Here is a 23127-nt window from a genome sequence, read left to right as displayed (position 1 = left end):
GTATAGGGCCGTCTGAAAAAGAAAATTTGAGCAACAATGATTGAAGATAAATTACCGCAAACCCTGGACGAAGTCCGTGAAGCCATCGATGGTTTGGATAAGGGATTAATCGAATTACTCGCCCGCCGGCAGAAATTGGTACGGCAGGCTGGTCGTCTGAAACCTAAAAACGATGTGCAGGCGGTTTCCGCGCCCGAACGGGTGGCTCAAGTGATTGCCTCTCGCCGCGCTTATGCCGAAAAGGCCGGTTTGTCGCCCGAAGTAGCAGAAGCAGTTTGGCGCAGCATGATTGATGCGTTCATTAAACTTGAGATGGACACCAACCGTACCGACGGAGCGTAGTCAAAATCTTCGGATAACGGTTTTGACAAGAAAAATAGGGAAGAGGCCGTCTGAAATATAAAGGCGAGAAAAAACCATGTCGGACACACAAATCATCTGCTCTGCCGAATTTACCGCTTCCCGCGCATGGGGCGCACTCGACATCGCCAATATGAACGGCATCACCGTGCGCCTGCACTGGACGAACCAGCCCTACACATGGCACATCAACGACGGCGAGGAAGTGTTTGCCGTGATGGATGGCGAAGTTGAGATGCACTACCGAGAAAACGGCGAAGAACACATCGTTCGTTTAAAAAGCGGAGATATCTTCTATGCAGGAATCGGCACGGAACACGTCGCCCATCCGTGCGGCGAAGTGCGGATTTTGGTGATTGAGAAAGAGGACAGTGTTTGAGGCCGTCTGAAAAGAAGGTTTGAGACAGCAACAGAATAAGAGAATGACGGCAGATATACATTTTTCTTGATTTTGCCGTACACAAAATACACAATCTTTTTCAGACGGCCTCCCGAAATGTCGTCTGGAAACCAACCCATACAACTATATTTTTTATTTTAACCACAGGTTAACCACTATGTTTTCCAACTACCTACTCAGCTTGGCAATATGGATACCCATCGCCGCAGGTGTGCTGGTTTTGGCGACCGGTAAGGACAGCCGTGCGCCACTGGCGCGTGTGCTTGCCTTCATGGGTGCGCTTGCCGGTTTCTTGGTAACGCTGCCCCTGTTTACCGGTTTCGACCGTTTGAGCGGCGGCTATCAATTTACCGAGTTCCACGAGTGGATTCCGCTGCTGAAAATCAACTACGCATTGGGCGTGGACGGTATTTCAGTGCTCTTTATCATCTTAAATGCGTTTATTACGCTGTTGGTGGTATTGGCCGGTTGGGAAGTCATTCAGAAACGTCCGGCGCAGTATATGGCCGCTTTCCTGATTATGTCGGGTTTGATTAACGGTGCGTTTGCCGCGCAGGATGCGATTCTGTTTTATGTGTTCTTCGAGGGTATGCTGATTCCGCTGTACTTGATTATCGGTGTATGGGGCGGTCCGCGCCGCGTCTATGCGTCGGTCAAGCTCTTCCTCTATACGCTGATGGGTTCGCTTTTGATGCTGGTTGCCATGGTTTACCTGTACTATCAGACAGGCAGCTTCTCTATTGTCGATTTCCAAAACATCAAACAGATTCCGTTGGGCGTGCAACAGCTTTTGTTTGCGGCATTCTTCCTGTCATTCGCCGTAAAAGTGCCGATGTTCCCTGTGCACACTTGGTTGCCGGATGCCCACGTTGAAGCGCCGACCGGCGGTTCGATGGTGTTGGCGGCCATTACGCTGAAGCTGGGTGCGTATGGTTTCTTGCGCTTTATCCTGCCGATTATGCCGGATGCGGCACGCTATTTTGCCCCTGTGATCATCGTATTGAGCCTGATTGCCGTGATTTACATCGGTATGGTGGCTTTGGTGCAAACCGATATGAAAAAACTGGTGGCATACTCTTCCATCAGCCACATGGGTTTTGTCACTTTGGGTATGTTCCTGTTTGTGAACGGTCAACTGAATGACTGGGCATTGAAAGGTGCAATCGTTCAAATGATTTCCCACGGTTTTGTGTCTGCCGCGATGTTTATGTGTATCGGCGTGATGTACGACCGCCTGCATACCCGCAATATTGCCGACTATGGCGGCGTGGTCAATGTGATGCCTAAGTTTGCGGCGTTTATGATGTTGTTCGGTATGGCCAATGCCGGTCTGCCTGCGACTTCCGGCTTCGTGGGCGAGTTTATGGTGATTATGGGCGCGGTTAAAGTGAATTTCTGGGTAGGCGCGTTGGCCGCCATGACCTTGATTTACGGTGCGTCTTATACCCTGTGGATGTACAAACGCGTTATTTTTGGTGCGATCCACAATCCGCACGTTGCCGAAATGAAAGACATCAATTGCCGCGAATTTGCGATTTTGGCGATTTTGGCGGTTGCTGTTTTGGGCATGGGTCTGTATCCGCAAGCGTTTATCGAAGTGGTGCATCAAGCGGCAAACGATTTGATTGCCCATGTGGCACAAAGCAAGATTTGAGGTGTGTAAATGAACTGGTCTGATTTGAATTTAATGCCCGCCATGCCCGAAATCGTGCTGCTTGCGCTATTGGGTGTCGTATTGCTGGCAGACTTGTGGATTTGCGATAAAAACCGCTATCTGACCCATCTGATGAGTTTGGGAACGGTCATCATCGTGGCCGTTACCCAGTTGGCGGTATGGGAGCAGGGCAGTGTCGATGCCTTTCACGGTATGTATATTGCAGACGGCATGTCCCGTTTGGCAAAACTGGTGCTGTATGCGCTGACGTTTGGTCTGTTTATTTACAGTAAACCGTACAACCAAGACCGCCAAATTTTTAAAGGCGAGTTTTACACCCTGTCGCTGTTTGCCCTGTTGGGTATGAGCGTCATGGTCAGCGCGGCACATTTCCTGACTGCGTATATCGGTTTGGAATTGTTGTCTTTGTCGCTGTACGCCATGATTGCCCTACGCCGCGATTCCGGCCGCTCTGCCGAGGCTGCGCTAAAATATTTCGTATTGGGCGCGTTGGCCTCCGGTTTGCTGCTCTATGGTATTTCCATGGTTTACGGCGCCACCGGTTCTCTTGATTTTGCTTCCGTCTTGGCTTCTGCTTTCAATGAGCAGGCCAATGAATGGTTGTTGAAATTGGGTATGGTATTTATCGTAGTTGCCATTGCATTTAAATTGGGTGCGGTTCCATTCCATATGTGGGTACCCGACGTGTACGATGGCGCGCCGACATCCGTTGCCGCCTTTGTGGGTACGGCTCCGAAAATTGCCGCCGTTGTCTTCGCGTTCCGTATCCTTGTTACCGGCATGGGTACAGTACATTCAGACTGGGCGCCGATGTTGGCCATCCTTGCCGTTGCTTCTTTGGTGGTCGGTAACCTTGCCGCCATCATGCAAACCAATATCAAACGTATGCTTGCCTACTCCACCGTATCGCACATGGGCTTTATCCTGTTGGCGTTTATGGCAGGCGCAGTCGGCTTTACTGCAGGTCTGTACTACGCCATTACCTATGCTTTGATGGCGGCAGTCAGCTTCGGCGTTTTGATGGTATTGTCCACCAAAGACATTGAATGTGAAAACATCAAAGACCTCGCAGGCCTTAACCAACGCCATGCATGGTTTGCCTTCCTGATGCTGCTGTCCATGTTCTCCATGGCGGGTATTCCGCCGCTGATGGGTTTTTACGCCAAATTCGGCGTGATTATGGCGCTCTTGAAGCAAGGCCATGTTTGGTTGTCCGTATTTGCCGTCATCATGTCGCTGATTGGTGCGTTCTACTACCTGCGCGTGGTCAAAGTCATCTACTTCGATGCGCCTGACCATGACCAGCCGGTCGGCAGCAACTATGCCGCCAAATTTGTCCTGACGGTCAATGCCTTCCTGCTGCTCCTGTGGGGCATCATGCCGCAAACCGTTATCGACTGGTGTGCCAAAGCATTGATAAATACCCTGTAAGCTTCAAACAAAACCAACGGCGGCTGTTCCAAAGTCGCCGTTTTTGTTAGGATTCGCATTCGGATGAAATATACCCAAAGGTCAGACGGCCTCAAGCCTTTGAACAATCATCAAGCGGGTATCATCAAGATATTGAATATTCCACGGATAATAATGGGCAAGAATGCCCATTTAACATGTTAAAATCACACGCAGGCCGTCTGAAAACAGAAAGACCATCATGACCGCATCCATGTACATTCTTTTGCTGTTGGCACTTATCTTTGCCAACGTACCATTTATTACCACCAAATTCTTCGGCATCGTCGCCCTGAAACGCAAACATATCGGCCATCACTTGATCGAATTGCTGGCAGGTTTCCTTCTTACCGCAATTCTCGCCTATATTCTCGAATCGCGCGCCGGTGCCGTGCATGCCCAAGATTGGGAGTTTTACGCGACCGTGGTTTGCCTCTACCTGATTTTTGCTTTTCCATGCTTTGTATGGCGTTACTTTTGGAATGAGCGAAATAGAGAGTAGGAATCGGATTTGAATAGGGAAAAGGCCGTCTGAAAGATTTTCAGACGGCCTTTATTTTGTTTGATGTTAAATATCGGTTAGAAAACAAGGCTGTTGGGGCGTAAAGCCTTGTCGTGAGGGCGGTTTAACGGTACTATTCTCGGTTAATCCTGTTTTATTCCTATGAAATTGAAAGTATAAGATGATTAATGATATTCAAAAGACAGCTGAAGGCAAAATGCAGCGTTCTCTGGAAGTATTGAAAGAAAACTTGGCTAAGGTGCGTACCGGCCGTGCGCATACCGGCCTGCTTGACCAAGTGGAAGTGGAATACTGGGGCAGCATGGTGCCTGTGAGCCAAGTGGCGAACGTGACGCTTTTGGATGCGCGTACGATTGGTGTGAAACCTTTTGAGAGCAATATGGCTTCAAAAGTCGAGAAAGCGATCCGTGATTCTAACTTGGGCCTGAACCCTGCTTCTGTCGGCGATTTGATCCGTGTCCCTATGCCTATGCTGACTGAGGAACGCCGTAAAGATTTGATCAAAGTGGTACGCGGCGAGGCGGAAGAGGGCCGTGTGTCTATCCGCAATGTGCGCCGTGATGCAAACGACCACATCAAAAAATTGTTGAAAGACAAAGAAATTTCTGAAGATGAAGCCCGCCGTGGTGAGGAAGCGGTTCAGAAATTGACCGACAAATACATTGCTGAGGCAGACAAGCTCTTGGCGGCCAAAGAAGAAGATTTGATGGCGATTTAATCCTGTGTGCAAACCGTTCAGACGGCCTTTGGACGGTTTGCTCCCTGAAAGGCAGACATGAAAAGCAGTACGCAGACGATTTTGGAACACTCTGCCATCCCCCGACATATTGCCGTGATTATGGACGGCAACGGACGTTGGGCAAAGAAGCGTTTTCTTCCCCGTGTGATGGGGCATAAGCGCGGCTTGGATGCGCTGGAGAACATGGTGAAGCATTGTGCTGAACTAGGTGTGCGGTATTTGACCGTGTTTGCTTTTTCGACTGAAAACTGGCGACGCCCCGAGGAAGAGGTTTCTTTTCTGATGGGGCTGTTTTTGCAGGCTTTGCAAAAGCAGGTGCGCCGTTTGCACGACAACAATATGCGCTTGAGAGTCATCGGCAGCCGTGAGCGGTTTAATGCTGAAATCCTGAAGGGGATTGAGGCGGCAGAGGCGTTGACGGCAAACAATACCGGTTTGACTTTGAGCATTGCCGCCGATTATGGCGGCCGCTGGGATATTTTGCAGGCGGCAAATCAGGTGATTGCCGAGGGTGCAACAGAGATTACGGAAGAGGCGTTGTCGCGCTATTTGATGTTGGGCGATGCACCCGAGCCGGATTTGTTTATCCGCACCGGCGGCGAGACGCGCATCAGTAATTTCCTGCTGTGGCAGATGGCGTACGCGGAATTGTATTTTACGGATACGCTGTGGCCTGATTTTAATGAGAAATCGTTGAACGAGGCGATTGCTTCGTTCCAAAAACGGGAACGCCGCTTCGGGCGGACTTCCGAACAGCTGCCGCTTGAGCAGCAACGGGGTTGAGAATTATGTTGAGACAACGGATTTTAACGGCGCTGTGGCTCTTGCCGCTGATGCTGGTCATGCTGTTTTATGCACCTATGTGGCTGTGGGCGGCGTTTTGCGGCCTGATTGCTATGTTGGTTTTGTGGGAATATGCCCGCATGAGCGGCTTGGACAAGCTGAAAATCAATCATTATTTGGCGTCAACGCTGGTGTTCGGTGTGATTGCCTATGCCGGCGGTTGGCAGTTGCCCAATTTGGTTTGGTGTGTCGTATTGGCGTTTTGGCTGATTGTCATGCCTTGGTGGCTGAAAGCGAAATGGAAGCTAAACGGCGGCTGGCAGGCTTACACGGTCGGTTGGTTGTTGGTGATGCCGTTTTGGTTCGCACTGGTTTACCTGCGCCCTCAGCCTGAAGACGCGCTGTCTTTATTGGCGATTATGGGCTTGGTGTGGGTGGCCGATATTGGCGCGTATTTCTGTGGCAAGTCGTTTGGCAAGCGTAAAATTGCGCCGACCATCAGTCCGGGTAAAAGCTGGGAAGGTGCGATCGGCGGCGCATTGTGCGTTGCCGTGTACATGACCATCGTATGGAAAGCCGGTTGGCTGGCTTTTGAAGCCGGTTGGTTCAAAACGATTTTGATCGGCTTGATTCTGACTGTGGTCAGCGTGTGCGGCGATTTGCTGGAAAGCTGGCTCAAACGTGCGGCCGGTATCAAAGACAGCAGCAATCTGCTGCCGGGACATGGCGGCGTGTTCGACCGTGTGGACAGCCTGATTGCCGTTATCAGCATTTATGCCGCCTTTGTATATTTGTTTTAAACCGCCTGTCTCACGTTGTTGAGGGAGCTGATTATGTCCGAACAAAAACAGATTTCATCTTTATCGATTTTGGGCGTATTGTTGGCACTGGGATTGATGGCTGCGGCGTTTATTTTGGGCGTGCAGTTTAAGAATCTGCGCCAACCGGGGACGATTACCGTAAAAGGTTTGGCGGAGAAAAACTTCCAATCCGACAGCGCGACGTGGAATACGGGCGTGAACGCGCACGGCGAGAGCTATCAGGAAGTTTTGGATTTGCTGACGGCAAGACGCAAGAAGTTGTCTAAGTTTTTGGGCGAGCAAGGCTTTACGGCGGCTGAAATGAAAGTGGGCCTGCCCGAAGTGTCGCGCGTTTTCAATGAAACCCGCGACGAACTGGGCAATGTAACCCGCACGCCCAACGGCTACGACGGCGACCTCAATATTGTGGTCAACACCAAAAAACTGGACAAAATCCAAGCCGCCCAGCGCGCCATTTTGAATTTCCGTGCGCAAAACGAATTTATCCGCTTCGACAATCCGCAATATTTGCTGGGCAATTTGGAAACCATCAAACGCGATTTGATCACGCAGGCGACTGAGGATGCGCAGAAACGCGCGGCCGAATTTGCCAAAACCGGCGGCGGCAAAGTGGGCGCCATGCGTTCTGCTTCACAAGGCTCGTTCAACATCTATGCCGACACCGGCAGCAGTGAGGACGACGAGTACGGTGGTTCTTACGATAAAAGCACCGTCGGCAAACAAGTCCGACTGGTTGTTACCATCGAATACGGCATTGAGTAATTCTTTCAGACGGCCTGTTTAGCCGGGAGGTAAAAGGCCGTCTGAAAATTGGAAACGGCAAAGAAATCTATTTCAAACACAATGAATACCGTTTGCACAGCACACAAAGAACACACCATGACACAACAAGTTCTGACCATATTAGGCAGTACCGGCAGCATAGGCGAAAGCACTTTGGACGTTGTTTCCCGCCATCCCGAAAAATTCCGCGTGTTCGCGCTGGCAGGGCATAGGCAGGTGGACAAGCTGGCGGCACAATGCAAACAGTTCCGCCCGGAATATGCCGTTGTTGGCGATGCCGGCCATGCCGCCGAGCTGGAAAAGAAACTCAAACAAGAAGGCATCGATACGCAGGTTTTATATGGTGCTCAAGCCCTGATTGATGTGGCTTCGGCCGATGAAGTCAGTGGCGTGATGTGTGCCATTGTCGGCGCGGCCGGTCTGCCGTCGGCTTTGGCCGCCGCTCAAAAGGGCAAAACCATTTATCTGGCCAACAAAGAAACGCTGGTGGTTTCCGGCGCATTGTTCATGGAAACCGCCCGTCAAAACGGCGCCACCGTCTTGCCGATTGACAGCGAACACAACGCCATCTTCCAAGTATTGCCAAGGGATTACACAGGCCGTCTGAATGAGCACGGCATCAATTCGATTATCCTGACTGCATCGGGCGGGCCCTTCCTTAACACCGATTTAAGTACATTTGACAGCATTACGCCCGAGCAGGCGGTCAAGCATCCGAATTGGAGCATGGGTCGCAAAATTTCCGTCGATTCCGCGTCAATGATGAATAAGGGCTTGGAATTGATTGAGGCGCATTGGCTGTTTAACTGTCCGCCGGAAAAACTGGAAGTCGTCATCCATCCGCAATCCGTGATACACAGCATGGTGCGTTATCGCGATGGTTCGGTATTGGCGCAGTTGGGCAATCCCGATATGCGTACGCCGATTGCTTATTGCTTGGGTCTGCCCGAACGTATCGATTCCGGCGTGGGCCAGTTGGATTTCGGCGCATTGTCCGCGTTGACCTTTCAAAAGCCTGACTTTGACCGTTTCCCATGTTTGAAACTTGCCTATCAGGCCATGAATGCAGGCGGCGCCGCGCCTTGCGTATTGAACGCCGCAAACGAAGTTGCCGTGGCCGCTTTTTTAGATAAACGCATCAAGTTTACCGATATTGCCCAAGTCGTTGCCCACTGCCTTGCCCAAGATTTTTCAGACGGCCATCATGATATTGAAAGCCTGCTGGCGCAAGACGCGCAAACACGCAGACAGGCAGAAGCCTTTATCGGTAAATATTAAAGTTTCAATGACAGGCCGTCTGAAACGCCAACCGCTTGGCATTTAGGCAGACAAAATGGAACAACTGCCTTTATAATCGGTTTTCAGACGGCCTTATCCGTTGATTATCACATTCCACTCAGGGGATTTTTTTGCAAACCTTTTTAGCCTTTATCGTCGCCATTCTGATTTTGGTCAGCCTGCATGAGTTCGGACACTATATTGTTGCCCGCTGGTGCGGCGTTAAAGTCGTGCGCTTTTCCGTCGGCTTCGGTAAGCCCTTTTTCACCCGAAAACGCGGCGATACCGAGTGGTGTCTTGCCCCGATTCCGCTGGGCGGTTACGTTAAAATGGTCGATACGCGCGAAGGCGAGGTGGCAGAAGCAGATTTACCCTACGCCTTTGACAAACAGCATCCGGCCAAGCGCATCGCCATTGTCGCCGCCGGCCCTTTGACCAATTTGATTTTGGCCGTTTTGCTTTACGGTTTGAGCTTTTCTTTCGGCGTAACCGAGTTGCGCCCCTATGTCGGCATGGTCGAGCCTGCCAGTATTGCCGCCAAAGCAGGTTTTCAGGCAGGCGATAAGATTGTATCGGTCAACGGAATCGCCGTTAAAGACTGGAGCGATGCGCAAACCGAGATGGTGTTGAACCTTGAAGCCGGTCCTGTAAAAGTCGCTGTTCAGACGGCCTCAAATACCCAAGTCGTCCGCATAATTGATGCCGCCGGCACGCCTGAAGCAGGTAAAGTTGCGAAAAACCAAGGCAACATCGGCCTTTTGCCTTTTAGAATTACTAACCGCATCGGCAAAGTCTTGGCTGATAGTCCGGCCGAAAAAGCAGGCTTGAAGGAAAACGACAAACTGCTGACCGCCGATGGGAAGCCCATCGAAAGCTGGCAGGCATGGACGGAACTCTTCCGCGCCAGCCCCGGCCAACGAATCGAACTGACTTACGAGCGCGACGGCAAAGTGCTGGCAACCGCTATCCGGCCGGACAGCGTCGAGCAGTCAGCAGGCGTGCTGGTCGGTAGAGCCGGGCTTGCCGCCCAGGCGGATAAAGAGTGGGATAAAACCATCCGCTACCGTTATACGCCTTCCGTTGCCCAAGCCTTTGAATTGGGTTGGAACAAAACCGTCAACTATTCATGGACGACCCTCAAGTTTTTCGGAAAACTGGTTACAGGCAATGCCTCTTTGAACCATATTTCCGGCCCCCTGACCATTGCCGATGTCGCCGGACAGTCCGCCAAACTCGGATTGCAGAGCTACCTCGAATTTCTGGCCTTGGTCAGCATCAGCTTAGGCGTATTGAACCTTTTGCCCGTACCCGTTTTAGACGGCGGACATTTGGTCTTCTATACCGCCGAATGGATACGCGGAAAGCCTTTGAGCGAGCGCATACAGGCAGTCGGCCTGCGCTTCGGACTGGCAGCCATGCTTTTGATGATGGCTGTGGCTTTCTTTAATGACATCAACCGTTTGTTTGGATAATTTATGAAACTGAACCAGATTGCTTCCGCTTTAATGGTATTGAGCCTGTCGCCAATGGCATTGGCTGACTTTACCATTCAGGACATCCGCGTCGAAGGCCTGCAACGCACCGAGCCGAGTACCGTCTTCAACTACCTGCCCGTTAAAGTCGGTGATAATTTCAATGATGCGCGCAGTGAAGAAATCATCAAAAAACTCTACGCAACCGGTTTCTTTGACGACGTACGCGTCGAGACCATGGATAATCAAGTCCTGCTGACCGTGATTGAGCGTCCGACCATCAGCTCGCTCAATATTACCGGCGCGAAAATGCTGCAAAACGATGCCATCAAGAAAAACCTTGAAGCCTTCGGTTTGGCGCAATCCCAATACTTCAACCAAGCAACACTGAACCAAGCCGTCGCCGGTTTGAAAGAAGAGTATTTGAGCCGCGGCAAACAGTCGGTCAAAATCACGCCGACCGTCACCAAACTCGCCCGCAACCGCGTGTCTATCGACATTGCCATCGAAGAGGGCAAATCTACCAAGATTACCGATATTTCCTTTGAAGGCAACGAAGTTTATTCCGACCGCCGCCTGCTGAAACAAATGTCCCTGAGCGAAGGCGGCATGTGGACTTGGGTGACCAAGAGCAACCAGTTCAATGAGCAAAAATTTGCTCAGGACATGGAAAAAATCACCAATTACTACCAAAACAACGGCTACTTCAACTTCCGTATTTTGGATACCGACATCCAAACCAACGAAGACAAAACCAAGCAGACCATTAAAGTAACCGTCAGCGAAGGCGACCGCTTCCGCTGGGGCAATGTACGCATCGAAGGCGATACGCTGGAAGTGCCGAAAGAAGATTTGGAAAAACTGCTGACCATGAAGCCGGGTAAATGGTACGAGCGCGCGCAAATGTCCAATTCGCTCGAAGCCATTCAAAACCGCATGGGTCAGGCAGGTTACGCATTCAGCGAAATCAATGTCCAACCGATTCCCAATGCCGAAACGCATACCGTTGATTTTGTGCTGACCGTTCAACCGGGCCGCAAAATCTATGTAAACGAAATCAACATTACCGGCAACAACAAAACCCGCGACGAAGTTATCCGCCGCGAGTTGCGCCAAATGGAATCGGCGCCTTACGATTCTGCCAAACTGCAACGTTCCAAAGAGCGCGTTGAGTTGTTGGGCTACTTCGACAACGTTCAATTTGATGCCGTTCCTGTGGCCAATACCCCCGACCAAGTTGACCTGAACATGAGCCTGACCGAACGTTCGACCGGCTCGCTCGACTTGAGCGCAGGTTGGGTTCAGGATACCGGTTTGGTAATGTCTGCCGGCGTGGCTCAGGACAACCTGTTTGGTACGGGTAAATCCGTTGCCCTGCGCGCGTCCCGCAGTAAAACCACAGTAAACGGCTCGTTGTCGTTTACCGACCCATACTTCACACCGGACGGCGTAAGCTTGGGTTACGATATTTACGGCAAGACTTACGACCCGCGTAAAGCTTCTTCCAGCGCGAAACAATATAAAACCACGACTTTCGGCGGTGGTTTGCGTATCGGTATTCCGGTTACCGAATATGACCGTGTGAACTTCGGCCTAGCCGCAGAGCGTCTGACCGTGAACACCTATAAAGGCGCGCCTAAACGCTATGCCGACTTTATCAACCAATACGGTAAAGGCAACGGCAACGGCGTGGGTAACTTCAAAGGTTGGTTGTACAAAGGCACCATCGGCTGGGGCCGTAACAAAACCGACAATGCCTTGTGGCCGACCCGCGGTTACCTGACCGGCGTAAACGGTGAAATCGCACTGCCGGGCAGCGACCTGCAATACTATACCCTGACCCATAACCAAACTTGGTTCTTCCCGTTGAGCAAAGATTTCACATTGATGCTGGGTGGCGAAGTCGGTTATGGCAACGGCTACGGCAAAACCAAAACCATGCCGTTCTTTGAAAACTTCTACGGCGGCGGCTTAGGCTCCGTCCGCGGCTTTGAAAGCGGTACGCTGGGCCCGAAAGTCTATGACGAATACGGCGAGAAAATCAGCTACGGCGGTAACAAAAAAGCTAACGTTTCCGCAGAGTTGCTCTTCCCGATGCCGGGCATTAAAGACTCGCGTACCGTCCGTCTGAGCTTGTTTGCCGATGCAGGCAGCGTGTGGGACGACAAAACTTACAACGACAGCAGCAGCAATACTTATTACACCAATGGCGCGCTCCAAAACGTGTACGGCGTAGGCAAAACGCACAAATCGACATTCAAAAACGAATTGCGTTACTCTGCCGGTGCAGCCGTGACCTGGCTCTCTCCGCTGGGTCCGATGAAGTTCAGTTATGCTTATCCGATTAAGAAAAAAGAAGGCGACGAAATCCAACGCTTCCAATTCCAACTCGGTACGACATTCTGATGATGTTTAGGCCGTCTGAAACCGGGTTTGTCCGTTTCAGACGGCCTCATGGCAGATTGGCGGCAAGCTTATTGCCAACCGCCCGTCTGTTTTCAAGCAAGGATTTTTATCATGAGTAAAATAGCCGACACCCTCCGTGTCCTCGCCGTAGCCCTGCCGGGTTTCGTGCTGTTGCCGCAAGCGGCGGCGGATGGCGTACAGAAAATCGGTTTTATCAATACCGAGCGCGTTTATCAGGAATCCAAGCAGGCACAAAGCATTCAGACGACTTTGGAAAAAGAGTTCAAAAGCCGTCAAACCGCCTTGCAAAAGCTGCAGCAGGAAGGCGAGGCTCTGGAGCGAAAACTGAGCGGCGACAAGCTCAGCGACAGCCAAAGGGAAGCGGAAACCCAAAAGTGGCGCAATCTGGTACAAAAATTCCGCAAGGAGCAGGCCGAGTTGGCTGAAGACTACAATCTGCGCCGCAATGAAGAATTCGCCGCGCTCCAGCAAAATGCCAACCGCGTCATCGTCGATTTGGCCAAACGCGAAGGTTACGACTTCATCTTGCAGGACGTGATTTACGTCAACGGCCGCTACGACATTACCGACAGCGTTATCAAAGCCTTAAACGCACACTGACCCTGCTCGGCAGCGAATGTAACCATACAGACAAACCTAAGGCCGTCTGAAACCCAAACCGGCAACTTTCAGACGGCCTGACATCTTGACGGCAGATTATCATGACTTCACAAGCATACACCCTGTCCCAAATCGTTTCCCAACTCGGTGGCGAATGGAAAGGCGAAGACATCGCCATTACCGCCGTCCGTCCGTTGGATCAGGCGCAGGCGGAACACATCAGCTTTTTGGCCAACCCGAAATACAAAGCCGAAGTACACGACAGCAAGGCAGGCGCAGTGATTGTGTCGCCGAAAGCCGCAGACGAATTTGCAGGCCGCAACCTGATTGTGGCTGCCGACCCTTATCTTTATTTTGCCAAAGTGGCACGATTATTCTCGCCGATTGTCAAAGCTCAGGGCGGCGTACATCCGACCGCCGTTGTCGAGGCAAGCGCCAAAGTACCGGCAAGCTGCGAAATCGGCGCAAATGCCTATATCGGCGCGAATGCCGTATTGGGCAAAGGCTGCCGTATTTTGGCCAATGCCGTTGTCCAACACGATTGCACGTTGGGCGATGAAGTCGTGCTGCATCCCAACGCCGTCATCTATTACGGCTGCACGTTGGGCAACCGTGTTGAAATCCACAGTGGCGCCGTCATCGGTGCGGACGGTTTCGGCTTGGCCTTTGCCGGCGATTCATGGTTTAAAATTCCGCAAACAGGCGCAGTCACGCTGGGCGATGATGTGGAAATCGGTTCGAACACCAACATCGACCGCGGCGCAATGAGCGACACGACCGTCGGCAACGGCACCAAAATCGACAATCAAGTCCAAATCGGCCACAACTGCAAAATCGGTTCGCACACCGTTATCGCCGCCAAAACCGGCATTTCCGGCAGCGTCACCATCGGCAATTATTGCATTATCGGCGGCGGCGTCGGCACGGTCGGACACATCGAAATCGCCGATAAAACCACCATCGGCGGCGGCACATCCGTTACCCACAGCATTACCGAAAGCGGCCAGCATTTGGCCGGTATTTTCCCGATGTCGGGCTACAAAGACTGGGCGCGCAATGCCGTTTATATCCACCGTTTGAGCGAAATGAACAAACGCCTCAAAACGCTGGAAAAACAGCTTGCCGACAGCGACGAAGCCTAAAGGCGGCGCAAACAGTCCGCGCCCCGCATCCGAATACGTTTAAACCCAATACAAACAAGGAAAGACGAACATCATGGACGTACAACTCCCGATCGAAGCCAAAGACATTCAAAAACTTATCCCACACCGTTATCCGTTTTTGCAACTCGACCGCATTACTGCGTTCGAACCGATGAAAACCCTGACTGCGATTAAAAACGTCACCATGAACGAGCCGCAGTTCCAAGGCCACTTTCCCGACCTGCCAGTGATGCCTGGCGTGTTGATTATCGAAGCTATGGCGCAAGCGTGCGGCACACTGGCCATCCTCAGCGAAGGCGGCCGCAAAGAAAACGAATTCTTCTTTTTCGCCGGTATCGACGACGCCCGTTTCAAACGCCAAGTCATCCCCGGCGACCAACTGGTTTTTGAAGTCGAGCTGTTGACCAACAAACGCGGTATCGGCAAATTCAACGCCGTTGCCAAAGTTGATGGCCAAGTTGCCGTTGAAGCCGTGATTATGTGCGCCAAACGCGTGGTGTAAGAATGGGACAGGCCGTCTGAACGTTCAGACGGCATCTTGCAGGCAATACCTGTATCAGACAGCAAGGAAACAGCATGACCCTTATCCATCCGACCGCCGTCATCGACCCCAAAGCCGAACTCGACTCCAGCGTCAAAGTCGGCCCGTACAGCATCATCGGCCCCAATGTGCAAATCGGTGCGAATACTGAAATCGGTCCGCACGCCGTCATCAACGGCCATACGACCATCGGTGAAAACAACCGCATTTTCCAATTTGCCAGCCTTGGCGAAATTCCGCAGGACAAAAAATACCGCGACGAGCCGACCAAGCTGATTATCGGCAACGGCAACACCATCCGCGAATTTACGACGTTCAACCTCGGTACGGTTACCGGCATCGGCGAAACCCGTATCGGCGACGACAACTGGATTATGGCCTACTGCCACCTCGCCCATGACTGCGTGGTCGGCAACCATACCATCTTCGCTAACAACGCCTCACTCGCAGGCCACGTTACCATCGGCGACTACGTCGTCTTGGGCGGCTACACGCTGGTGTTCCAATTCTGCCAAATCGGCGATTACGCCATGACCGCGTTTGCCGCCGGCGTACACAAAGACGTACCGCCGTACTTCATGGCCGCAGGCTACCGTGCCGAACCGGCCGGCCTCAACAGCGAAGGTATGCGCCGCAACGGTTTCACCGCCGAACAGATTGCCTCCGTCAAAGATGCGTATAAAACCATTTACCATCGCGGCATTCCGTTTGAAGAAGCCAAGGCAGAGATTCTGAAACGCGCCGAAACCCAAAGCGAATTGGCGGTATTTAAAGACTTTTTTGCACAATCCACACGCGGCATTATCCGTTGATGGATGGATTGAAGGCCGTCTGAAACTTTTTCAGACGGCCTTTGGATTGCAAAAATCCGAGCAGTAGGGCAGGTTTCCTGTCTGTTTACCGCAGATGCCGTCTGAAAACGGGTGGGCAAATGTCTGCCCAAAATCTTTTAGCTTTTAAACCTCAACACATGAATTCCAATCCTTCCCCCCTTATCGCCATCAGCGTCGGCGAAGCTTCCGGCGACTTGCTCGGCGCACATTTAATCCGTGCCATTAAGGCGCGTTGCCCGAATGCGCGGTTTACCGGCATCGGCGGCGAGCGCATGAAGGCGGAGGGTTTCGAGAGTTTGTACGATCAGGAAAAGCTGGCGGTGCGCGGTTTTGTTGAGGTCATCAAACGTCTGCCGCAGATTTTGAAAATCCGTAAAGGGCTGGTGAACGATTTAATCCGCCTCAAGCCGGATGTGTTTATCGGCATCGATGCGCCGGACTTTAATCTCGGCGTGGCGGAAAAACTCAAGCAGGCAGGCATTCATACCATTCATTACGTCAGCCCGTCGGTTTGGGCGTGGCGGCGCGAACGGGTCAATAAAATCGTGCATCAGGTCAACCGCGTGTTGTGCCTGTTTCCGATGGAGCCCCAGCTTTATATCGATGCCGGCGGCAAGGCCGAATTTGTCGGCCATCCGATGGCGCAAACCATGCCGGTGGAAGCGGATAGGGCGGCGGCACGGCAGAAGCTTGGCGTGCCTGCGGACGTGCCCGTGTTTGCCATCTTGCCCGGCAGCCGCGTGAGTGAAATCGATTACATGGCGGCGGTGTTTTTTCAGACGGCCTTATTGCTGCTGAAACGTTATCCGCAGGCACAGTTTTTGCTGCCTGTGGCAACGGCCGCAACGCGCAAACGCATTAGCGAAATTTTGGCGAAACCTGAGTTCTCCACCCTTCCCATCACGTTGACCGACAAGCAGTCGGATACGGTTTGCACTGCTGCCGACGTGGTATTGGTTACCAGCGGTACGGCGACTTTGGAAGTGGCTTTGTGCAAGCGGCCTATGGTCATCAGCTACAAAATTTCGCCGTTGACTTATGCGTATGTGAAAAACAAAATCAAAGTGCCGCATGTCGGTTTGCCCAATATTCTGTTGGGTAAAGCCGCCGTTCCCGAGCTGCTGCAACACGATGCCGTCCCTGAAAAACTGGCGCAGGCCGTGGCAGACTGGTATGACCGCCCTGAAGCCGTGGCCGCGTTGGAACAGGATTTTCACGCCTTGCATCTGTTGTTGAAAAAAGATACGGCGGCATTGGCGGCGGCGGCAGTATTGGAGGAAGCCGGATTTTCAGACGGCCTGAAAGACAATTAAGGAAAATACATGAATTTATTGGGAGCCTTGGCCAAGGTTGGCAGCCTGACGATGGTGTCGCGCATTTTGGGCTTTGTGCGCGATACGATTATCGCCCGTGCGTTTGGTGCAGGCATGGCGACGGATGCGTTTTTTGTCGCGTTCAAACTGCCCAACCTATTGCGGCGCGTGTTCGCAGAGGGCGCGTTTGCCCAAGCCTTCGTGCCGATTTTGGCGGAATACAAAGAAACCCGTTCGCCCGAAGCCACGCAGGCGTTTGTGCGTCATGTGGCCGGTATGTTGTCGTTTGTGTTGGTCATCGTTACCGCGCTGGGCATCCTCGTCGCGCCGTGGGTGATTTATGTTTCCGCGCCCGGTTTTGCCAAAGATGCCGATAAGTTTCAGCTCTCCATCGACCTGCTGCGGGTAACGTTTCCTTATATTTTATTGATTTCACTATCCTCTTTTGTCGGTTCGATACTTAATTCCTATCATAAATTCGGCATTCCCGCCTTTACGCCGACATTTTTGAACATCTCCTTTATCGTCTTTTCCCTGTTTTTCATACCGTATTTTGATCCGCCTGTTATGGCGTTGGCGTGGGCAGTATTTGTCGGCGGCGTGTTGCAGCTGGTGTTCCAACTGCCTTGGTTGGCGAAACTGGGCTTCTTGAAAATGCCCAAACTCAGCTTTAAAGACGCAGCGGTCAACCGTGTGATGAAACAGATGGGGCCGGCTATTTTGGGCGTGAGCGTGGCGCAGATTTCCTTGGTCATTAACACCATCTTCGCCTCATTTTTGCAGTCCGGCAGCGTGTCATGGATGTATTACGCCGACCGACTGATGGAATTGCCGACCGGCGTTTTGGGCGTGGCACTCGGCACGATTTTGCTGCCTACCTTGTCCAAACACGCAGCCAGTCAGGATACCGAGCAGTTTTCCGGCCTACTCGACTGGGGTTTGCGCCTGTGTATGCTGCTGACCCTGCCTGCCGCTGTCGGCCTTGCCGTGTTGTCTTTCCCTCTGGTTACGACCTTGTTCATGTACCGTGAATTTACTCTGCACGATGCGCAAATGACCCAATATGCGCTGATTGCCTATTCCTTCGGCTTGATCGGTCTGATTATGATTAAAGTGTTGGCGCCCGGCTTCTACGCGCGTCAAAACATCAAAACTCCTGTTAAAGTCGCTATTTTCACGCTAATTTGCACGCAGTTGATGAACCTCGCCTTCATTTCGCCGCTCAAACACGTCGGCCTGTCCCTCGCTATCGGTTTGGGCGCGTGTCTGAATGCAGGTTTGCTGTTTTTCCTTTTGCGCAAACACGGCATCTACCGCCCCGGCAAAGGTTGGGCAGCGTTTTTGGTCAAAATGGCCATCTCTTTGGTCGTCATGGGCGGCGGTTTGTGGCTGGCGCAATCTTATCTGCCGTTTGAATGGGTGCACGTCGGCGGCTTTAAAAAAGCAGGCCAACTCTGCGTCCTGATTGCCTTGGGCGGCGGCCTCTACTTCGTTTCCCTCGCCGCGCTCGGCTTCCGTCCGCACCATTTCCGCAGGGTGGAAAAATAAGCAGCCGTAGGGCGTATGTGCTTAGCTTAAAGACTATTCGCTAAAAAGGCCGTCTGAAACATTTTCAGACGGCCTTTTCTTGTTTTATGTTTTAGCTGTAAAGCTTCGCCCCTTTTTTGACGAACTCAATCGCTTTTTCTTCCATGCCCTGCCGTTGGGCTTTTTGCTTGTCGGCGTAGTTGCGCACTTCCTGCGTGATTTTCATCGAGCAGAATTTAGGGCCGCACATCGAGCAGAAGTGGGCGATTTTTGCGCCTTCGGCGGGCAGGGTTTCGTCGTGGAAGCTTTCGGCGCGTTCGGGGTCGAGGCTTAAGCGGAATTGGTCGCGCCAGCGGAATTCGAAACGCGCCTTGCTCAGGGCGTTGTCGCGTAATTGTGCACCTGGCCAGCCTTTGGCGAGGTCGGCGGCGTGGGCGGCGAGTTTGTAGGTGATGATGCCGGTGCGCACATCTTCTTTGTCGGGTAGGCCGAGATGCTCTTTCGGAGTAACGTAGCAGAGCATGGCTGTGCCGTACCAGCCGATGTTGGTCGCGCCTATGCCCGAGGTGATGTGGTCGTAGCCAGGGGCGATGTCGGTAACGAGCGGGCCGAGGGTGTAGAAAGGCGCTTCAAAGCAGTGCTGCAGCTCTTCGGTCATGTTTTCTTTGACGCGTTGCAACGGTACATGGCCGGGGCCTTCGATCATGACTTGGACGTCGTGTTCCCATGCTTTGGCGGTCAATTCGCCCAAGGTGTGCAGTTCGGCGAATTGGGATTCGTCGTTGGCATCGGCAATGCAACCGGGGCGCAGGCCGTCGCCGAGGCTGAACGATACGTCGTAGGCTTTCATGATTTCGCAGATTTCGTCGAAATGCGTGTAGAGGAAGTTTTCCTGATGGTGGGCGAGGCACCATTTTGCCATGATGGAACCGCCGCGCGATACGATGCCGGTGAGGCGGTTGGCCGTCATCGGCACATAGCGCAGCAACACGCCTGCGTGCAGGGTGAAATAGTCCACGCCTTGTTCTGCCTGCTCGATTAAGGTGTCGCGCACCAAATCCCAAGTCAGGTCTTCGGCGATGCCGCCGGTTTTTTCCAAAGCCTGATAGATGGGCACCGTACCGATGGGGACGGGCGCGTTGCGGATAATCCATTCGCGCGTTTCGTGGATGTGTGCGCCTGTGGACAAATCCATAATCGTGTCTGCACCCCAACGCAGCGACCATACCATTTTTTCGACTTCTTCGGTCAGGCTTGAGGTTACGGCGGAGTTGCCCAAGTTGCCGTTGATTTTGACGCGGAAGTTGCGGCCGATAATCATTGGTTCGAGTTCGGGGTGGTTGATGTTGGCAGGGATAATCGCGCGTCCGGCGGCGATTTCTTGGCGCACAAATTCGGGCGTGATTTGGTCGGGGTGGGTCGGGATATTCGCGCCGAAACTTTGCCCTGCGTGTTGTTTCAAGAGTTTGGCGTATTCAGGCCGTCTGAAAAGCTCATCCAACTTCATGCGTTCGCGTATGGCGACAAACTCCATTTCGGGCGTAATGATGCCTTGTCGGGCGTAGTGAAGCTGGGTTACGTTTCGGCCTGCTTTGGCGCGGCGCGGACGGGTGATTTGGTTGAAGCGCAGATGGGCGGTTTTCGGGTCGTGCGCGCGTTCGGTGCCGTATTCGCTGGAGAGCTTGGGCAGGATTTCGGTGTCGCCGCGTTCGTCCAGCCATGCAGTGCGGACGTGCGGCAACCCTTGTTTCAAGTCGATATGCGCCGCCGGATCGCCGTATGCGCCGCTGGTGTCGTACACCGGAATTGGCGGATTGGCTTCCGTACCTTGCGCCGTGTAGGTGTCGTCCTGACGGATTTCGCGCAAAGGCACGCGGATGTCGTCGCGGCTGCCTCGCAGATATACACGTTCGGAGTTGGGATATTGGAAGCGGATGCTGATGTCTTCGCTCAAGTCGGAAAGACGGCGCGCCTCATCACCGGTTTTTTTAGCGGTAGTCATAAAAATTGCTCCTGTTTCTCGGTTATGAAATGGAAACAGGAGCATTGCTTTTTTTCAGACGGCCTTGCGGATATCTTCAATCGACCGTCTAAAATCACATTTGCCGAAACTCCCCACGCAGGTATTATCCTGTTCGGGTGTAAAGGGTATTTCTCAGCCGCTCGGTTTGAAAGCAGCACCCCTGTTTCTTTATTAACGAAAATTAAACCACGCGGCCGGTTTTTTGTAAAGCAACGTTTGGATATTTTCTGTCAAAAACGCTTGACAGCGATTCCGTTTTTCCGTATAGTTACAACTTCTGACGCGGGATGGAGCAGCATGGTAGCTCGTCGGGCTCATAACCCGAAGGTCGTAGGTTCGAATCCTGCTCCCGCAACCACATACTAAAAAGACCGCTTGTATAGCGGTCTTTTTTCATATCTATATCGTCCAATAAAGTCTGAAAAACTTATTAATTTCAATCTGTTGTATTTTTGCGATTATTTCCACCATTCAATTTAGTCTAGCAGTGTCTGCTAAAGTCCAAAACTGTTGTTGGTACATTTGTTGGTACATTTCCTTTGCTACCATTTTTGTACCAACACGAAATCAGAAAGGTATAGAAATGAACGCACTGTCAGAAGCGAGAATTCGACACGCTGAAACTCCAACCACCATTAAAAAACTATCAGATGGTTAAGGCCTAGTACTTTTGCTGCATCCCAACGGCAGCAAATACTGGCGATTTAACTATCGCTTCAATAAAAAGCAGAAAACTTTGGCTATTGGGAAATATCCTAATGAGCCCTTTGCAAAATCTTCTAAATGTCTTGGTGAGGATTCTGCAAAGGTCTTCAAGTGTAAGGCAAAAAAGCTTTGCTTCGTAGTTTGAAATTAGAAGCCTAAAGGAAAAAATAAAGGCATATACGTATCGCGCATATGCCTTTATTTTTTATATCTAAATAGTTGCTAATAATCGTTTGTATTCACTGTCTAAATATTGATTGGCGACGGCATGATCTATTGAGCCTTCAGCAAACCATGATGGAATTTCTTTTAAAGCAATTGTACCTAAACGTATCCATGCAATGAAATTAGTATGAGTTAAGAATACGATTGGATTCGTTCCTGAACGAATACCGGCGTCAACAGCATCACATATACATAGTGTCCCATGTGCAATTAGTAGCATTCGACGTAATTCTGGATTGTTTGCACTCGGAATACAATTTTTCCAGTCCTCCTTATGAAAGAATCTACGCTTCACAACCCATATTAAACGTGTCAATAATTCAGTGACTAAAACAGGGATAGCTAGTGCAATACCATGACGAAAATCATAGCCTTCTTGGAAAACGCGTACAGCAATAGTAGCAAATGTTTGTTTGTCTTTCCCAAATTCACCAAATTCGCAAAATTGCAACATTGAATAGAATGGGATCGGAATACCAGATCCGCGCCCTGTTCCTCCTCTTGCTCCACTAGAGCCTGCAGCATCAGAGAACAAATGTCCTAGCCAGTTACAAAAACCACTGAATATTTTAGCTGGAACAGTATTACCCTTTAATTCAAAAGAAGTTCCAGTTGTAGAATATTCTGTTGTATCAATAGTAATAATTTTTCCTTGGTCTACAAAACTAGCTGTATTGGTAAATTGGTTTAGAATAGAAAAAAATAACCCTAACAAATCAGGTGAATGGCCTAAACTTTTAATATGGTGATTTTTTGTAGTCATTTTGAATTGATTGCCAACATCCGCAGAATGACGATGGTCGTAGTTAATAGCGAATTTTTTTTCTAAAAAACCAATTGCCTTATTGACACTTTCTTCTTTCCCTTCTTTCACAGTCCAGCCATTTAGTTTTGCAAACTTCTTAACAGCTTGATCAGTTAGATCATCTGCAAATTTTGTTAAATACCCCTGGCCTGGTGCTCCAACCAGGAAAATATCGATTAGGCCACCAATTAAGCCACAAGTACCCGCAAGCATATAATCGTATTTATCGCAATTTGCACCTTTAATCGAAAATTCATCCTTAACCCATTTTTCAAATTGCAATCTTTCGGTATCGGTCAAAAGATTGTTAAATGTATTTTCATCAAATTGAATTTGATGTGTATGAGCATAATTTTCAATATTAGATAAATAAGCTTCCCAATTATCTGCCATATCAATAGATTGCAGTTCATTCAATACTGAATATTTAGGTTGGTATTCTTGGTAAGTGTTAACTTCTATAAATGTTAATTCATCTTCTTCACAAACAAATTGAACGTTATTTTGTTCAATTTGTTTTAATTGATTAAATAAATTATCTAACTCAGTAGTTGAGTTTTCAATATCTTGATTTATACTAGTTATGTTAGATTGTATTTCTCCTAATTGTACAGTAGCCTGCCTTAACTGATGTTTTTGTACAGTTAAGGCTCGGGCTTGGTTGTTGTACATAGGGGCTAGT

At 50.9% G+C, this 23127-nt stretch carries 21 protein-coding genes, 1 tRNA gene and 1 riboswitch; of the genes, 20 read left to right on the top strand and 2 right to left on the bottom strand.

Annotation, left to right across the window (positions count from 1 at the left end):
* The first annotated feature begins 36 nt into the window (after nucleotides 1–36).
* The 18 genes from BBP27_RS08540 (at nucleotide 37) to murJ (ending at nucleotide 18708) form a co-directional block, all read left to right on the top strand.
* Nucleotides 37–342 carry a chorismate mutase gene (locus tag BBP27_RS08540; RefSeq protein WP_003747884.1) on the top strand — a complete coding sequence of 102 codons (306 nt, stop codon included), beginning with the start codon at nucleotides 37–39 and terminating at the stop codon, nucleotides 340–342.
* Between the two features lie 76 nt (nucleotides 343–418).
* Nucleotides 419–739: a cupin domain-containing protein gene (locus BBP27_RS08535; protein ID WP_188211753.1), complete on the top strand. Its 321-nt coding sequence runs from the start codon at nucleotides 419–421 to the stop codon at nucleotides 737–739.
* Between the two features lie 178 nt (nucleotides 740–917).
* Complete coding sequence (locus tag BBP27_RS08530; RefSeq protein WP_003747888.1) at nucleotides 918–2414, top strand: NADH-quinone oxidoreductase subunit M; 1497 nt, start codon at nucleotides 918–920, stop codon at nucleotides 2412–2414.
* A gap of 9 nt (nucleotides 2415–2423) precedes the next feature.
* Nucleotides 2424–3866 carry an NADH-quinone oxidoreductase subunit NuoN gene (gene nuoN, locus BBP27_RS08525; protein WP_188211752.1) on the top strand — a complete coding sequence of 481 codons (1443 nt, stop codon included), beginning with the start codon at nucleotides 2424–2426 and terminating at the stop codon, nucleotides 3864–3866.
* 220 nt (nucleotides 3867–4086) lie between these two features.
* The gene (locus BBP27_RS08520) at nucleotides 4087–4386 is read left to right on the top strand and encodes a DUF2818 family protein (RefSeq protein ID WP_188211751.1); all 300 of its coding nucleotides are present in this window, start codon (nucleotides 4087–4089) and stop codon (nucleotides 4384–4386) included.
* A 181-nt stretch (nucleotides 4387–4567) separates the two neighbouring features.
* Nucleotides 4568–5125, top strand: coding sequence for a ribosome recycling factor (frr, locus tag BBP27_RS08515; RefSeq protein WP_003747893.1), 558 nt, complete (start codon nucleotides 4568–4570; stop codon nucleotides 5123–5125).
* Between the two features lie 57 nt (nucleotides 5126–5182).
* The gene (gene uppS / locus BBP27_RS08510; protein WP_188211750.1) at nucleotides 5183–5929 is read left to right on the top strand and encodes an undecaprenyl pyrophosphate synthase; all 747 of its coding nucleotides are present in this window, start codon (nucleotides 5183–5185) and stop codon (nucleotides 5927–5929) included.
* 5 nt (nucleotides 5930–5934) lie between these two features.
* Complete coding sequence (locus BBP27_RS08505; protein WP_070606405.1) at nucleotides 5935–6729, top strand: phosphatidate cytidylyltransferase; 795 nt, start codon at nucleotides 5935–5937, stop codon at nucleotides 6727–6729.
* Between the two features lie 33 nt (nucleotides 6730–6762).
* Entirely contained in the window at nucleotides 6763–7512 is a 750-nt protein-coding gene (locus tag BBP27_RS08500) for an SIMPL domain-containing protein (protein ID WP_003747899.1), read from the top strand.
* Between the two features lie 117 nt (nucleotides 7513–7629).
* Nucleotides 7630–8811: a 1-deoxy-D-xylulose-5-phosphate reductoisomerase gene (gene ispC / locus BBP27_RS08495; protein ID WP_188211749.1), complete on the top strand. Its 1182-nt coding sequence runs from the start codon at nucleotides 7630–7632 to the stop codon at nucleotides 8809–8811.
* Between the two features lie 131 nt (nucleotides 8812–8942).
* Complete coding sequence (gene rseP / locus BBP27_RS08490) at nucleotides 8943–10283, top strand: RIP metalloprotease RseP (protein WP_188211748.1); 1341 nt, start codon at nucleotides 8943–8945, stop codon at nucleotides 10281–10283.
* A 3-nt stretch (nucleotides 10284–10286) separates the two neighbouring features.
* Complete coding sequence (bamA, locus tag BBP27_RS08485) at nucleotides 10287–12689, top strand: outer membrane protein assembly factor BamA (protein WP_188211747.1); 2403 nt, start codon at nucleotides 10287–10289, stop codon at nucleotides 12687–12689.
* Between the two features lie 111 nt (nucleotides 12690–12800).
* Nucleotides 12801–13310, top strand: coding sequence for an OmpH/Skp family outer membrane protein (locus tag BBP27_RS08480; RefSeq protein WP_049349275.1), 510 nt, complete (start codon nucleotides 12801–12803; stop codon nucleotides 13308–13310).
* A gap of 101 nt (nucleotides 13311–13411) precedes the next feature.
* A complete protein-coding gene (gene lpxD, locus BBP27_RS08475) occupies nucleotides 13412–14452 on the top strand; it encodes a UDP-3-O-(3-hydroxymyristoyl)glucosamine N-acyltransferase (protein WP_188211746.1) in 1041 nt (346 codons plus the stop codon).
* Between the two features lie 73 nt (nucleotides 14453–14525).
* Nucleotides 14526–14975, top strand: a complete 450-nt coding sequence (gene fabZ / locus BBP27_RS08470) for a 3-hydroxyacyl-ACP dehydratase FabZ (RefSeq protein ID WP_003681704.1) — start codon at nucleotides 14526–14528, stop codon at nucleotides 14973–14975.
* Between the two features lie 74 nt (nucleotides 14976–15049).
* The gene (gene lpxA, locus BBP27_RS08465; protein WP_070822635.1) at nucleotides 15050–15826 is read left to right on the top strand and encodes an acyl-ACP--UDP-N-acetylglucosamine O-acyltransferase; all 777 of its coding nucleotides are present in this window, start codon (nucleotides 15050–15052) and stop codon (nucleotides 15824–15826) included.
* A 158-nt stretch (nucleotides 15827–15984) separates the two neighbouring features.
* On the top strand, nucleotides 15985–17160 hold the full coding sequence (lpxB, locus tag BBP27_RS08460) for a lipid-A-disaccharide synthase (protein ID WP_188211745.1): 1176 nt from the start codon (nucleotides 15985–15987) through the stop codon (nucleotides 17158–17160).
* A gap of 9 nt (nucleotides 17161–17169) precedes the next feature.
* Nucleotides 17170–18708, top strand: a complete 1539-nt coding sequence (gene murJ, locus BBP27_RS08455) for a murein biosynthesis integral membrane protein MurJ (RefSeq protein ID WP_188211744.1) — start codon at nucleotides 17170–17172, stop codon at nucleotides 18706–18708.
* Between the two features lie 91 nt (nucleotides 18709–18799).
* On the opposite strand, the gene thiC is transcribed toward murJ, so the two are convergent.
* Nucleotides 18800–20689, bottom strand: coding sequence for a phosphomethylpyrimidine synthase ThiC (gene thiC / locus BBP27_RS08450; RefSeq protein WP_188211743.1), 1890 nt, complete (start codon nucleotides 20687–20689; stop codon nucleotides 18800–18802).
* 93 nt (nucleotides 20690–20782) lie between these two features.
* A riboswitch (TPP riboswitch) is annotated at nucleotides 20783–20882 on the bottom strand.
* A 109-nt stretch (nucleotides 20883–20991) separates the two neighbouring features.
* Here thiC and BBP27_RS08445 point away from each other — a divergent pair.
* Both BBP27_RS08445 and BBP27_RS10630 read left to right on the top strand, forming a co-directional pair.
* Nucleotides 20992–21068 (top strand) — tRNA-Met (locus BBP27_RS08445).
* A 312-nt stretch (nucleotides 21069–21380) separates the two neighbouring features.
* Nucleotides 21381–21560 (top strand): Arm DNA-binding domain-containing protein, encoded by a 180-nt coding sequence (locus BBP27_RS10630; protein WP_254324298.1) that lies wholly within the window; start codon nucleotides 21381–21383, stop codon nucleotides 21558–21560.
* 66 nt (nucleotides 21561–21626) lie between these two features.
* Here the strand turns inward: BBP27_RS10630 and BBP27_RS08440 are convergent, their stop codons facing one another.
* The gene (locus BBP27_RS08440) at nucleotides 21627–23117 is read right to left on the bottom strand and encodes a hypothetical protein (RefSeq protein WP_188211742.1); all 1491 of its coding nucleotides are present in this window, start codon (nucleotides 23115–23117) and stop codon (nucleotides 21627–21629) included.
* Nucleotides 23118–23127: the final 10 nt, after the last annotated feature.

Origin of the sequence: Neisseria sp. RH3002v2g, assembly GCF_014596425.2 — a bacterium.
In the GTDB taxonomy this organism is placed as follows: Bacteria; Pseudomonadota; Gammaproteobacteria; order Burkholderiales; family Neisseriaceae; genus Neisseria.
This window is presented reverse-complemented; position numbering and strand designations above follow the sequence as displayed.